The organism is Rhizobium sp. R86522 (genome assembly GCF_042466255.1).
Classification (GTDB): domain Bacteria; phylum Pseudomonadota; class Alphaproteobacteria; order Rhizobiales; family Rhizobiaceae; genus Allorhizobium.
The window spans coordinates 976,646-990,242 of record NZ_JAXHBX010000001.1 but is presented as its reverse complement, the minus strand read 5'-3'; the positions used below and the strand labels follow the sequence as shown (position 1 = coordinate 990,242).

Annotated in this window: 16 protein-coding genes; 10 read left to right on the top strand and 6 right to left on the bottom strand. The window is 62.1% G+C overall.

What is annotated here, in order from left to right; all coding sequences use genetic code 11:
• Positions 1–29 precede the first annotated feature (29 nt).
• On the bottom strand, positions 30–674 hold the full coding sequence (locus SJY08_RS04690; protein WP_054151527.1) for an MBL fold metallo-hydrolase: 645 nt from the start codon (positions 672–674) through the stop codon (positions 30–32).
• Between the two features lie 89 nt (positions 675–763).
• A complete protein-coding gene (locus SJY08_RS04685; protein WP_153762508.1) occupies positions 764–928 on the bottom strand; it encodes a hypothetical protein in 165 nt (54 codons plus the stop codon).
• A gap of 306 nt (positions 929–1,234) precedes the next feature.
• On the opposite strand from SJY08_RS04685, the gene SJY08_RS04680 reads away from it, so the two are divergent.
• The 3 genes from SJY08_RS04680 to SJY08_RS04670 are packed head-to-tail and all read left to right on the top strand — an operon-like array spanning position 1,235 to position 3,887.
• Positions 1,235–1,759, top strand: coding sequence for a MarR family winged helix-turn-helix transcriptional regulator (locus SJY08_RS04680; protein ID WP_076394660.1), 525 nt, complete (start codon positions 1,235–1,237; stop codon positions 1,757–1,759).
• A gap of 1 nt (position 1,760) precedes the next feature.
• A complete protein-coding gene (locus SJY08_RS04675; RefSeq protein WP_377274854.1) occupies positions 1,761–2,462 on the top strand; it encodes a response regulator in 702 nt (233 codons plus the stop codon).
• 42 nt (positions 2,463–2,504) lie between these two features.
• Positions 2,505–3,887 carry an ATP-binding protein gene (locus SJY08_RS04670; RefSeq protein ID WP_153762510.1) on the top strand — a complete coding sequence of 461 codons (1,383 nt, stop codon included), beginning with the start codon at positions 2,505–2,507 and terminating at the stop codon, positions 3,885–3,887.
• A gap of 40 nt (positions 3,888–3,927) precedes the next feature.
• On the opposite strand, the gene SJY08_RS04665 is transcribed toward SJY08_RS04670, so the two are convergent.
• The 4 genes from SJY08_RS04665 to SJY08_RS04650 all read right to left on the bottom strand — a co-directional run bounded on the left by SJY08_RS04665 (position 3,928) and on the right by SJY08_RS04650 (position 6,292).
• A complete protein-coding gene (locus tag SJY08_RS04665; RefSeq protein WP_377274853.1) occupies positions 3,928–4,272 on the bottom strand; it encodes a tRNA-binding protein in 345 nt (114 codons plus the stop codon).
• Positions 4,269–5,087, bottom strand: coding sequence for a pyrroline-5-carboxylate reductase (proC, locus tag SJY08_RS04660; protein WP_377274852.1), 819 nt, complete (start codon positions 5,085–5,087; stop codon positions 4,269–4,271). Before proC ends, SJY08_RS04665 begins: the two co-directional genes overlap by 4 nt.
• A gap of 2 nt (positions 5,088–5,089) precedes the next feature.
• Positions 5,090–5,590, bottom strand: coding sequence for a YbjN domain-containing protein (locus SJY08_RS04655; protein WP_006725585.1), 501 nt, complete (start codon positions 5,588–5,590; stop codon positions 5,090–5,092).
• Between the two features lie 441 nt (positions 5,591–6,031).
• Positions 6,032–6,292, bottom strand: coding sequence for an accessory factor UbiK family protein (locus SJY08_RS04650; RefSeq protein ID WP_377274851.1), 261 nt, complete (start codon positions 6,290–6,292; stop codon positions 6,032–6,034).
• Positions 6,293–6,482: 190 nt separating this feature from the next.
• On the opposite strand from SJY08_RS04650, the gene lgt reads away from it, so the two are divergent.
• From lgt to SJY08_RS04615, 7 genes are all read left to right on the top strand, one after another.
• Positions 6,483–7,331 carry a prolipoprotein diacylglyceryl transferase gene (gene lgt / locus SJY08_RS04645; RefSeq protein ID WP_377274850.1) on the top strand — a complete coding sequence of 283 codons (849 nt, stop codon included), beginning with the start codon at positions 6,483–6,485 and terminating at the stop codon, positions 7,329–7,331.
• Positions 7,332–7,340: 9 nt separating this feature from the next.
• Positions 7,341–8,441 carry a class I SAM-dependent methyltransferase gene (locus SJY08_RS04640; RefSeq protein WP_054151518.1) on the top strand — a complete coding sequence of 367 codons (1,101 nt, stop codon included), beginning with the start codon at positions 7,341–7,343 and terminating at the stop codon, positions 8,439–8,441.
• A 132-nt stretch (positions 8,442–8,573) separates the two neighbouring features.
• Positions 8,574–9,368, top strand: a complete 795-nt coding sequence (gene pgeF / locus SJY08_RS04635) for a peptidoglycan editing factor PgeF (RefSeq protein WP_377274849.1) — start codon at positions 8,574–8,576, stop codon at positions 9,366–9,368.
• A gap of 1 nt (position 9,369) precedes the next feature.
• Positions 9,370–10,521 (top strand): Xaa-Pro peptidase family protein, encoded by a 1,152-nt coding sequence (locus tag SJY08_RS04630; protein ID WP_300888342.1) that lies wholly within the window; start codon positions 9,370–9,372, stop codon positions 10,519–10,521.
• 142 nt (positions 10,522–10,663) lie between these two features.
• Positions 10,664–11,449, top strand: coding sequence for a hypothetical protein (locus SJY08_RS04625; protein ID WP_377274848.1), 786 nt, complete (start codon positions 10,664–10,666; stop codon positions 11,447–11,449).
• A gap of 152 nt (positions 11,450–11,601) precedes the next feature.
• On the top strand, positions 11,602–12,534 hold the full coding sequence (locus SJY08_RS04620) for a ribose-phosphate pyrophosphokinase (RefSeq protein ID WP_377274847.1): 933 nt from the start codon (positions 11,602–11,604) through the stop codon (positions 12,532–12,534).
• 143 nt (positions 12,535–12,677) lie between these two features.
• Positions 12,678–13,532 carry a hypothetical protein gene (locus tag SJY08_RS04615; protein WP_300888340.1) on the top strand — a complete coding sequence of 285 codons (855 nt, stop codon included), beginning with the start codon at positions 12,678–12,680 and terminating at the stop codon, positions 13,530–13,532.
• Positions 13,533–13,597: the final 65 nt, after the last annotated feature.

Below are 13,597 nucleotides of genomic sequence, written 5' to 3'. Positions count from 1 at the left end.
AGCGCCGGTCACCCGGCGCTTTTTCTCGTTCAGAGCCCCTGGATGAAGGGATTGGATCGGCGTTCGTCGCCGATGCGGCTCCCGGGTCCGTGGCCGCAGATGAAGCCGACGTCGTCCCCGAGCGGCAGGACCTTGTCGCGGATCGAGTTCATCAGGGTCTGGTGGTCGCCACCCGGCAGATCGGTTCGCCCGACCGAGCCGCTGAACAAGACGTCGCCGAGATGGGCAAACTTCTGGTCGCGGTTGAAGTAGATGACATGCCCTGGGGCGTGACCCGGGCAGTGATAGACCTCGAAGGTATGATCGCCGAAGCTGACCGTATCGCCGTCTTCGAGCCATCGGTCGGGAAGCACGCTACGCAATCCCGAAATGCCGTAGCTCGCCGCCTGCGTCTCGATGCGCTGCAGAAGCGGCAGGTCGTCCTTGTGCGGCCCGATGATGGTCAGCCCCGTCTTTTCCTTGAGCTCGGCAGCACCTCCCGCATGATCCAGATGCCCGTGCGTCAGCCAGATCGCCTTGAGGGTCAGTCCATTCTCCGCAATCACCTGCAGGATGACATCCACATCCCCACCCGGATCGACGATCACGCCCTCGCGCGTTTCATCATCGAACAGGATCGTGCAATTCTGCTGGAAAGGGGTAACCGGGATGATGCCCGCCTGTATCTGTCCCATGGGCTCGCTATCCTTCTGATCGTGATCGACATGCGCCTTATCATGCCAGACCGAAGAGAGAAACCGCGACGAACTCACAGGGTTTAGGCTTAACGGGACAGGCCGTAGACCTGAGAGACAGGGGACGCCGGAAGCAGGGAAGCCTGGGCAACGAGAAAGCTCGCCACCATCAGCTTGGCGGTGAACACGAAGATCGCAACGGGACGAAGGCTGGGGCTTGCAGTAATCTGGGCGGTACGGTCACGGTTCATCATGGCGCGAATCCTCTCTCCTTCGGCAAAGCCTGGCCGAAGCTGCTTGTCCGGAACTTGTGATTGATCAGTGCAGTGGTAACGAGCGTGGCGGCCATAGGTTTCCCGACCGTCGCCTAACCTGTGCGGTCAGCGTAAATTTGTTGGAAATTTGCTACACTTGCGCATAGTTTTGCCGGCAATCCCCGTCAGGGAGACGAGGAAGAACGGTTAGTCGCTCCATGCGGCTTAGCCTTCGGGAAAGCATCGCCCCTGGGCGATGAGGGTAGTAACCGGCGATGGCGCTAGCGTCTGCGCCGGAGGAAAGGAATGACGAGCGTGGCCCGACAGTCTGCGACGAAGACTGCCAAGAAGATCCTGCCGGACCTGCCGGTGGTCGATGACAAGTCGATCGACTTCGAAACCATCGAAAGCCTGTTTTTTGCCTATCGTGATTTCGTGTCCGATCCGGATGCCATCCTTGCCAAGCTCGGTTACGGACGCGCCCACCACCGCGTCGTGCATTTCGTCAGCCGCCGTCCAGGCATGACCGTTGCCGACTTGCTCGGCATCCTGCAGATCACCAAGCAGAGCCTGGCCCGGGTTTTGAAGGAACTGATCGACAGCGGCTATATCAGGCAGATGGCGGGTCCCGCCGACCGCCGCCAGCGCCGTCTTTACCCGACGCTTGCCGGGCGCGAACTGTCGCTGGCGCTCTCCGATCCCCAATCCCGTCGCATTGCGCATGCGATGGAGGGCATGACATCGGATGAGCGCGCGACCGTGCGCCGTTTCCTCGACGGCATGCAGAAACAGACCGTGACCCAGCCTCTCGAAACGGATGGAGCAGACTGACGTGTCGAAGAAGATCGAGCTGACCGACGACGCCCCGCATCTCCTTGTAGTCGACGACGACACGCGCATTCGCGACCTCTTGCATCGGTTCTTGACGGAAAAAGGCTTCCGCGTTTCCGTCGCTGCCGATGCCGCCGAGGCGCGCCGCAAGCTTGAAGGCCTGATCTTCGACCTCCTCGTCCTCGACGTGATGATGCCGGGCGAATCCGGCCTTTCGCTCACCCAGAGCCTCTCCGACGACAAGCGCGCGCCGGTCATTCTGCTGACCGCCCGCTCGGAGGCCGACAGCCGCATTGCGGGCCTCGAAGCCGGTGCTGACGACTACCTCGCCAAACCCTTCGATCCGCGGGAACTGGTGCTCAGGATCAACAATATTCTCAAGCGCAACATGAACCCCGATGCACCAAAGATCGAGCAGGTCATGTTCGGTCCCTACACCTTCTCGGTCCTGCGCAAGGAACTGCGCAAAGGTGCGGAGGTCATCCGCCTGACAGACCGCGAACAGGACATCATGTATCTCTTCGCGACGCGGGCCGGCGATACGATCCCGCGCCACGAACTGGTCGGCAATGACGCGGAAGTCGGTGAGCGCACGATCGACGTCCAGATCAATCGCTTGCGGCGCAAGATCGAGGATGATCCCGCCAACCCCGTCTGGCTGCAGACGGTGCGCGGCATCGGTTATCGCCTCAGCATGGACTGAGGCTGCGGCAACGGCGCGCGATGCGCCGAGGAAGTGTAGCATATGACGCTGTTCGATCAGATCCGGCGAGATCACGACCGCAGCCCGGCGACCGGCCTGAAGGGCTCTCTCCGCTGGCTGCGTCATCGGCTGCCGACCGGCATCTATGCCCGCTCGCTGTTGATCATCATCCTGCCGATGCTGATCCTGCAGACGGTCGTTGCCTTCGTCTTCATGGAGCGCCACTGGCAGCTGGTGACGGAACGATTGTCCGCAGCGGTTACCCGCGATATCGCGGCCGTCATTGAGCTCATCGAGCTCTATCCGGACCGCGAGGATTTTGACAAGATCGTCAACGTCGCGGCCAGTCGCCTGAACCTTATGGTCTCCCTGGAGCCTGGCACGGAATTGCCGTCGCCCCGGCCGCGCCCCTTCTTCTCCATTCTCGACCAGATCCTCTCGGACGAAATCGCCGCGCAGATCCGCCGTCCCTTCTGGATCGACACGGTGGGGACATCTCGCCTCGTCGAGATCCGCGTCGTCCTTGACGACCAAACCCTGCGCATCTTTGCGCCGCGCAATTCCGCCTACGCCTCGAATACCCACATCTTTATCGTCTGGATGGTCTCGACGGCGCTGGTGCTGATCGCCATTTCCATTCTCTTCCTGCGCGGCCAGATCCGCCCGATTATGGCCTTGGCCAACGCCGCCGAAAGCTTCGGCAAGGGACAGCGCCCGCCGGAAGACTTCTCGCCGCGCGGAGCAGACGAAGTGCGCCGCGCCGGCCTTGCCTTCATCCTGATGCGTGAGCGCATCGAACGTCAGATGGAACAGCGTACCGCCATGCTGGCGGGCGTCAGCCACGACCTGCGCACCATCCTGACGCGTTTTCGCCTGCAGCTCGCGCTCGCCGGTGACGGGCCGGAAATCGACAGCCTCAACCAGGACATCGACGACATGCAGAGCATGCTCGAAGGCTATCTCGACTTTGCCAAGGGAGAGGTCGAGGAAGACGTCGGTACACTCGATCTTCGCGACCTCTTCGAACGCGTCGCCGCTGACTTCAGCCTGCACAACCGCGCCTTCTCCTGGACACTGGAAGGCGAGGCGCTGGTCCATGTGCGTCCCAACGCCTTCACGCGTCTGGTGACCAACCTCGCCTCCAACGCGCGACGTTACGCACACAGGCTCGACATCGACGCCCGGCACACGGCCAAGTGGCTGGTGATTGTCTTCGACGACGACGGCCCGGGCATTCCGAAGGAAGCGCGCGACGATGTTTTCAAGCCCTTCTATCGCCTCGATGAAGCCCGCAACCTCGACGCCTCCGGTACGGGGCTCGGCCTTGCGATCGCCCGCGACATCGCCCGCAGCCACGGCGGAAATGTCACGCTCGAAGACAGCCCGCTCGGCGGTCTGCGCGCCATCATCCGGGTTCCCGTCTGAGATTGTTCAGACCAAGAAAAAGGGGCCCTTGGGCCCCTCGTCACATCAACTTCTTGCCGCTCGGCACCGGCTGCTCGACAGCCGCAAGCACGATGGCGCCGTTCTCGTCCTCGAATCCGAGCGTAAGAACCTCCGAGCGAAACGGTCCGATCTGGCGAGGCGGAAAGTTGACGACCCCAAGCACCTGGCGTCCCATCAGCGTCTCCGGCGTGTAATGCACGGTGATCTGCGCCGAGGATTTCTTGATGCCGATCTCCGGGCCGAAATCGATCTTCAGCTTGTAGGCCGGCTTGCGCGCCTCCGGAAAGGTCTCGACCTCGACGATCGTGCCGACGCGAATGTCGACCTTCTCGAAGTCGGCAAAGGTGATTTCGGTCCCGCTCACTGGGCGAGCTCCTCGGCCCGCTTGCGCGCCGCCTCGATCGCCTGATCGAACAGCGGCTGCATCGCATCATCAGCCATCAGCACAGAGAGCGCAGCAGCCGTCGTCCCACCAGGCGATGTCACGTTCTTGCGCAATTGCGAGGCAGGGTCGGGGGACTGGTGCAACAATTCACCAGCCCCCGCGACCGTTTCTCGTGCGAGGCGCATGGCGAGGTCCGCCGGCAGGCCCGCTTTCCGGCCTGCCTCTGCCATGCATTCGACGAGGTAAAAGACATAGGCCGGTCCGCTACCAGAAAGGGCGGTCACGGCATTGATGTCGGCTTCGCTCGAGACCCATTCGACCGGGCCGGACACCTGAAGAAGACGATGCACGACGTCGCGCTGCTCCTCGGAGACGGCAGCATTGGCAAAGGCGCCAGTGACGCCACGGCCAACCATGGCCGGCGTATTTGGCATGGCGCGCACCATGGCTGCCTTGCCGAGATGGCCTTCCATCGAGGCGATGGTCTTGCCGGCGGCAACGGAAACCACCGTCGTCTGCGGCCCGACGAGAGACTTGAGGCCCGGCAGGACCGCGTCCATGACCTGCGGCTTCAGGGCGAGAAAAAGAATATCAGCCGTCAGACCTTCCGGCGGCGTGACCAAGTGCCGGGCACCGGCGTCACTGATCGCTGCCATCATCTTGTCGGATGGACCCGGGTCGAGCACCGTGACGGCGCTCCCCGGCACACCGCTCTTCAGCCAGCCGGCCAGCATCGCGCCGCCCATATTGCCAGCACCGACGAGGACGATCTGTCCGAATGCGGCATTCGTCATGCTCAGGCTTCTCCGACCGTCTCGAACAGGACGGCATCCATGGCGCTCTTGGCGTCCATGCCGGACCAGACGACGAACTGGAAGGCCTGGTAATAGGCTTCACATGCATCGACAGCGGAGGAGAGAAGCACCTCGACCTGACGATTGGTCGGCTCTGCGCCACCGGCGAGCAGCAGAGACTGACGGAAGATCACGACGTCTTCGTTCCGCCACAGGTCGAAGTGGCCCATCAGCACCTGCCCGTTGACGTAAGACAGAAGCTTGATGACTTCGTTCAGGCGGTTTTCAGGGATCTTCAGATCGAAGGCGGAAGCCAGATGCAGCGCCTCGAACTCCTCCATCCAGGAGAAGGAGACATGGTAGTCGGCCCAGCGCCCCTCGACGGTCATTGCGATTTCGTCTTCGCCCGAACGCTCGAACGACCAGTCATTGGTCGCCGCTACAAACTCGATCATATCGACCGGGTTGGATTGGCGTTCGACTTCGATTTCCATGAGGCTCATGCATCACCTTCTTGACCGGAATGAATACGGGCGCCCGGCGAACCGCCGGGTCACTCGGACACCTGAACCGGAAACTACTGAAAACGATTCCGAAGGACCCCAGGGTAGAACACGCACCCTGCCCGAAACTTACGCGGCCCCCGCTCAGAATCATCGTTGAAAATCAGTGTATAATCGTCAGGGGCCAGCACCAGCCCCCCTCGCCACATTTGACTGTGTGACCTGTGGATGGCGCTTTCAGAATCGCCTTTGCATCACCCCATAAGCAACTCTGCCGATTGGCTTTTTCGCAGCTGTCCACAAGCTGCAATTTTTTCGTGGGTTCCGGCCTGAGCGACACCCGTCAAGGTGCTGAAAATACAAAAAGACCCAAAGCCACAGGCAATGGGTCTTGCTAAGCCTTGCGGCGTCTCGCGAAGCTGTTTCGAAACGGAGCAGCGATTACTTCGGCTGGGGGGAGAGCTGAGCCTCGAGAGCCTCGATGCGCATCAGCAGCGCATCGTTCTCTTCACGCGCCTTCAGCGCCATCTCGCGAACCACGTCGAACTCTTCGCGCTTGACCAGATCCATGCTGTTCAGCCAGCGCTCCGCCTGAGCATGAAAGGCTGTTTCCACCTCTTTTCGAACGCCTTGGGCTGCGCCCGCGGCGTCCGTCATCAACTTGGCGAAATCATCGAGAATACGGTTGGGGCCGGTCGACATGGAAAACTCCTCTGAAGCAGACTGCGGACTGGAAAATCGGTACCTTAAGATGAGGTAGGACCAGACAGCCCGGCACGCAAGACGCGAAGGACAGATAAAGGTGGTTGACGGTGTCGCAGCCGCCGCAATTCCATCTTGACCGTGCCAGTTCGCAACGCCATTTTCCAGCAGCATTAACGAAAGTACTCCATTGTTGTCAGTCCTGGACCTTTTCGCCGCCGTATCCTTTCCCGCGATCGACCCGGTCGCTTTCTCGATCGGCCCGCTGTCGGTCCATTGGTATGGCCTCGCCTATGTTGCCGGCATCCTCCTCGGCTGGCTGATAGCCCGCGATCTTCTGAAGCGCCCGCATCTGTGGCCGAACGGCCAGGCGCCCGCCACCCTGCAACAGATCGACGACTTCATTCTGTGGGTCGCGATCGGCGTCGTTGCAGGCGGCCGTCTCGGCTACATCTTCTTCTACGACTTCGCCTCGGTGGCGGCCAATCCGATGCGCGCGATCGAGGTCTGGAACGGCGGGATGTCCTTCCATGGCGGCTTTATTGGCGCAACGCTCGCCATGGTCTATTTCGCCCGGAAACATCAGATCCGCCTCTGGAGCCTCTTCGACCTGGTCGCCAGCGTCGTGCCCCTCGGGCTGCTGTTCGGCCGCATCGCAAACTTCATCAATGGCGAACTCTGGGGCCGGCCGGCCGATGTACCCTGGGCAATGGCCTTCCCCACTGGCGGCCCCTTCCCCCGCCATCCGAGCCAGCTTTATGAAGCAGCACTCGAGGGTCTCGTCCTGCTTATCGTGCTGCAGATCCTCGCCCGCGCATTCGGCGCCCTCCGCGCCCCCGGTCGCATCACCGGCATCTTCGTGGCCGGCTATGCCTCGGCCCGCATCTTCGTCGAATTCTTCCGCGAGCCCGACGTGCAGCTCGGCTATCTCTATGGTGGCTGGATGACCATGGGCATGGTGCTGTCGCTACCGATGGTCCTGATCGGGATCTGGATTTTCGTGCGGTCGGGGCGTCAGGCCCCCGCGACCCAAGGCTGAGGAGCCAAGATGGCCACACCGCTCGCCGAAAAGATCAAGTCACTGATCTCAGCCAATGGCCCGATCAGCATCACGGACTATTTCGCCCTCTGCCTCGCCGACCCCGAACACGGCTACTATCGCACCCGCCATCCGTTCGGCCGTGCAGGCGATTTCGTCACGGCGCCCGAGATCAGCCAGCTGTTCGGCGAGATGCTCGGCATCTTCATGATCAACACCTGGCAGCGCCATGGTGAACCGCGTGACGTGCGCCTTGTCGAGATCGGCCCTGGCCGCGGCACCATGATGGCCGACATGCTCAGGGTGATATCCCGTGCGGCACCGGAGCTTTACGAAACGGCGACAATCCACCTCGTCGAGACCAGCGCCCTCCTGAAGCTCACCCAGATGGAAACGCTCTCCGGCCACGGTGACAAAGTCTCGTGGCACGAAAGCTTCGACGGCGTGCCTGAGGGATTTACCCTGCTCGCGGCCAACGAACTCTTTGATGCGATCCCGATCCGCCAGTTCGTCAGGACGTCAGACGGCTTTCGCGAGCGCATGGTTGGCATCGACGACAACGGCGAGCTGTGCTTCACGCTCGGCGTCGCAACGCTCGACCCGGCGATGCTGCCACAGGGCATCGATGCGCCTGCCGACGGCGAAATCTTCGAAGTGGCCCCCGCCCGCCAGTCGGTCATGCTGACGATCTGCGAACGTCTGAAGCAAAGCCACGGCACCGCTCTGATCATCGATTATGGCCACATGGTCACCAATTTCGGTGACACCCTTCAGGCGGTGCGTGCCCACGAGTATGATCCGCCGCTCGCCAATCCGGGGCTCGCCGACCTTACCAGCCACGTCGACTTCGAAAACCTCGCCCGCACCGCCCTTGCCGCAGGCGTGCATCTCAACGGCTGCATGCATCAGGGCGACTTCCTCGTCGGGCTCGGCATCGAGCAGCGCGCCGCTTCGCTCGGCCGCGACAAGGACGAGAAGATGCAAGCCGAAATCGTCGAGGCCGTGCATCGCCTCGCCGGCGCCGGCAATGGCTACATGGGCGAGCTGTTCAAGGTCATGGCGGTCTCCATGCCCGTCGTCCACTTGTTGCCATTCAAGTCCAAGCATTGACAGGAGGGGATGCGATCTGCACGATCGCGCCCGTTCCAGACGGCTCGAACTTGAAGAAAGCCGATTGAATCCAATCGTTTCGCAGTATCCGCATTGCATACGCGTGATTTGCCAAGGCTCAGGAGACAAATCATGAGCACAGCCGACCAGCCACGCCCCATCCTAGCAGAGAGCCTCGACGCCACGACTGCAGCCGGCATCCGCCACGGCTTTTTCACCCGCGACGGCGGCGTCTCGGAAGGCATCTATCGCGGCCTCAATGTCGGTATCGGTTCGAACGATGAGCCTGACAAGGTGCGCGAGAACCGCCGCAGGGTCAGCGCCTGGTTTGGCCTGCCGCACGAACGGCTCGCCACCGCCCATCAAATTCATTCGCCCGACGTCGTGGTGGTCGGCGCCGATTATGACGGCAGTCGGCCCCAGGCCGATGCACAGGTCACGGCGAGCCCGGGCGTGGTGCTTGGCGTATTGACCGCCGATTGCGGCCCGATCCTCTTCGCCGACCCTGAAAATCGGGTCATCGGTGCGGCCCATGCCGGCTGGAAGGGCGCACTGGGTGGCGTTCTCGAAAACACCGTTGACGCCATGATCGCGCTTGGCGCTCGGCGCGAGGCCATAAGGGCAACCCTCGGCCCCTCGATCTCCCAGAGAAATTACGAGGTCGGTCCGGAATTCGTCGACCGCTTCCTCGCCGCCAATCCGGAATTCGAGGCCTTCTTCACCCCCTCGTCGAAACCTGGCCATGCGATGTTCGACCTGCCCGGCCTCACGATCATGCGCCTGACGCAAGCGGGCGTCATCGCCGACAGCACCGGCCATTGCACCTATGCGGCCCCTGAAACGTTCTTCTCCTATCGCCGGACAACCCATGCGGGCGAACCCGACTATGGGCGACAGATATCCGCGATCGCTATCATGGAGGACTAAGATGGCCCTGCACTTTACCGAAAGCGAATTTTCCGCCCGTCGCACCCGCCTGATGGCCCGCATGGCCGAGGAAAAGCTCGACGCCCTGTTGCTCTTCGCGCAGGAGAGCATGTATTGGCTGACCGGCTACGACACCTTCGGCTATTGCTTCTTCCAGACCCTCGTCGTCAAGGCCGACGGCAGCCTGACCCTGCTGACCCGGACCCCCGACCTGCGTCAGGCCAAGCAGACCTCGACGATCGAAAACATCGTCGTCTGGGTCGACCGGATGAATGCCGACCCGGCCGTCGATTTGCGCAACCTCCTGAGCGATCTCGATCTTCTCGGCATGCGCGTCGGCGTCGAATACGATACCCACGGCATGACCGGCCGCGTCGCGCGTCTCGTCGACAACCAGCTCACCAATTTTTGCGAAGCTGTGGATGCCTCTTACCTTGTCAGCAATCTGCGCCTGGTGAAGTCACCGGCCGAGATAGCCAAGGTGACCGAGGCTGCCGAACTGGCCGACCGCGCCTTCGACGCTGCCCTGCCCCTGATCGGACCCGATGCCGACGAAGCGGAGATCCTCGCTGCGATGCAGTCGGCAGTGCTGGCTGGCGGCGGCGACTATCCCGCCAATCCCTTCGTCATCGGATCGGCCGCGGACGCTCTTCTCTGCCGCTACAAGTCGGGTCGCCGAAAGCTGTCGGCCAACGACCAGGTGACGCTCGAATGGGCCGGCGTCGCCTCCCATTATCACGCCCCCATGCTGCGCACCGTCCTGATCGGCGACGTCTCCTCCCGTCACCGCGAACTCTTCACGGCGGCGATCGAGGGCATGCGGGCAATCGAGCAGGTGCTGCGCCCCGGCCACACCTTTGGCGAGGTCTTCGACGCCCATGCCAAGGTCATGGACGACCGTGGCCTGACCCGCCATCGCTTCAATGCCTGCGGCTATTCGGTCGGTGCGCGTTTCGCGCCATCCTGGATGGAGCACCAGATGTTCCATGCGGGTAACCCGCTGGAGATCGCAGCCGACATGTCCGTCTTCGTGCACATGATCATCATGGACAGCGACAAGGAAGCGGCGATGACCATCGGCCAGACCTACCTGACGACGGAAACCGGCCCGCGCGCCCTTTCGCGCCATCCGCTCGACCTGATCAGCGTCTGACGGGCGCGATCTGGCACCATTTGAGGAGCATGGCGCGGTTTTGCCAGTCTGTTCAGGGAATTGACAGGCTGATCATGCTAGTCACATTAATTGTGACAGGATCAAAGCGGAAGGACCCGCCGTGGTGAGACGTTCTCGCAGGATGACCACGAAACTGGCCGGTATCATCGGCCTGCTGGCACTGATCTCGGGCTGCAACAGCACGGATGTGCTGACGCCCCCGGCCGATGTCGGCAATGGCAGCCTGCCGGCGACCTATTCACAGGAGCTTGCGGCCCCGGCTGGCGGAACCCAGCCGGTTGAAACCGCACCGCTCGGTCAGACCGGCGTCTATACAGAGCCGGTCCGCGGCCCGCAGAATTCACTGGAGGCTCAAGCCGCGGCCCTCGCACAGGGTAGCCGCAATCCAGCAGCCTCAGCACCACTTGACGGCGCGCCTGAGCAGGCTTTCCCCAGCGCACCACAGCAGCAGGCCGCCACCCTGCAGGCGACACAACCCGCACAGCCCGCCCCGCAGGCGGTTCAGTCCCAGCAGGCAGCCCTGCCCCCGGCCGCACAATCGACGGGCAGCATCCGCTTTCTGCCAATCATCGGCGCACCGGTTCAGGCGGTCACGCCACTCTCCCGCCAGCTCGGCGCCGAGGCGCGTGCCCGTGGCCTCACCATCAAGAGTGCCAGCGACGCTTCGAGCGAACACATCCTCAAGGGCTACTTCTCCGCCTTCTCCGACAGCGGGAATGTCACGATCACCTATGTCTGGGACATCCTGGATGGCAGCGGCGGACGGCTGCACCGCATCCAGGGCCAGGAGGTGGTGCCCTCGGGCGCGCAGGACCCCTGGGCCGGGGTCCCTGCCTCCGTAATGCAGCAGATCGCAACCAAGAGCATGGCCGAATATGTATCATGGCGGAACAGTCGTGCAGGTTGACACCCGAGCGACTTCCGCCCTGTAAAACCGCAAAACATGCGCCCCATTTGGCGCATCAACCGAAAATATGGGCCTAGCCGTCCAAACCTCTTGCATTCAGGGGGAACGGCGCTAAAAAGCCCGCATCTCAGCATGGTAACAGGCGGGCCAAGATGAAGGTTTTCGCAGGTAATTCGAACCGGCAATTGGCCGAAACGATCTGCTCCTATCTCAACGTACCACTCGGCAAGGCCAGCGTCCGCCGTTTCGCAGACCAGGAAATCTTCGTAGAGATCCAGGAAAACGTGCGCGGCGAAGACGTGTTCGTCGTTCAATCGACGTCCTTCCCGACGAACGACCACTTGATGGAACTGCTGATCATGATCGACGCCTTCCGTCGATCTTCAGCACGCCGCATCACGGCGGTCCTTCCCTATTTCGGCTATGCCCGTCAGGACCGCAAACCCGGACCCCGCACGCCGATCTCGGCGAAGCTGGTCGCCAACCTGATCACCGAAGCCGGGGCCGACCGCGTTCTGACGCTCGACCTGCATGCAGGCCAGATCCAGGGTTTCTTCGACATTCCGACGGATAACCTTTATGCGGTGCCGCTCCTGGCGCGCGACATCAAGGACAAGTATGACACCAACAATGTCATGGTCGTATCGCCTGACGTTGGCGGCGTGGTGCGTGCCCGTTCGCTTGCCAAGCGCCTCGACTGTCTGCTGGCGATCGTCGACAAGCGCCGTGATCGTCCGGGTGAATCCGAAGTCATGAACGTCATCGGTGAGGTCACCGGCAAGGACTGCATCCTGATCGACGACATCGTCAATTCCGGCGGCACGCTCTGCAACGCGGCCGAAGCGCTGCTGAAGAACGGTGCAACCAGCGTGACCGCCTATATCACCCATGGCGTGCTCTCTGGCGGTGCAGTGACCCGTGTTGCCTCCTCCAAGCTGCGCGAACTCGTGATCACCGACTCGATCCAGCCGACAACGGCCGTCCAGTCGGCGCACAATATCCGCGTGCTCTCGACGGCAACGCTGCTAGGCGAAGCCATCAACCGCACGAGCCAGGAAGAGTCGGTCTCCAGTCTGTTCGACTGAGACCGATCCTTAACAGTTAAGATTAAGAGAGACAAAGAAATGTGAGCGGTGTCACAGCCACTTGCAGAGCCTCTTTGCTTTGCATACAGCTTCGCGCGCAATACCCCTTTTTGGACCCGCCCCCGGCTTTTGCGCGTGAGTTGATGTCACTCTCGGTTGAACGACTTCTGGCCAATACAGATCTGCATGAAACGGTCCGGGACCAGTCCAGGGCTCTGCTGCGCGTCAATGAGGAAAGCCCACGGCTTGCCGCCGTGTTCGGCACCCAACAACGTTGGCTGCTGGGTCATCTGGCGATGAGCCACTATTTCCAGGAGGTCGCCCGCGGCAATCCGGAGCCCGTCATTCTGATGGCCCGCTATCTGGAGCAGGTGAAGACGCTGGGCATATCCTCGGTCAACACCGCAGACGCCTTCATCAAGGAAATGCTGGTCTACGGCATCGCCCAGCACGGCCAGACGCCAGACCGCCGCAACCGCCCCTTCGTGCCGGCACCGATCACGATCGCAGCGACCCGCCGCTGGGTCTTCATCCATCTCATCAGCCTCGATCGGCTGGACGGCGGCAACAGGCTGGATGCCTTCGAGGCGGACGAAACGATCCTCGCCCGGCTGCATCCGGAGATCACCCGCCTTGCCATGGTCTCGCCGGAAATCCGCACACCGCCTCAGACCTGGTCGCTGTTCACCTGGCTGAACAATGGTGGCATCGTCATGGATTGGCTGATGGTCGGGGTAGACCCGGTCGATCCGGCGATCGAACGCTTGCCAACACAGGTGCGCTCGGTGCCGGAACTTGCCGAGAACTTCCGGCTCTCCCGCACCCATCTGACGCGCAAGCTGCGCGAAGCAGAAGCCATCGGCAGTGTCGGCTGGGAAGGCAATCGCGGTCGCTCGACGATGTGGATTTCCCGTGACTTTCTCCAGGAATACCTCGCCACGCAGGCCGTCAAGCTGGCCTTCATCGATGCCGCTTGCGAGACGATCGGCCTGCGCTGACGAGCGGCTGCAGCCCCGGTAACCTTAATCTGCCGGTAAGCAAATCAGCTTAGCCTCCATTCGGG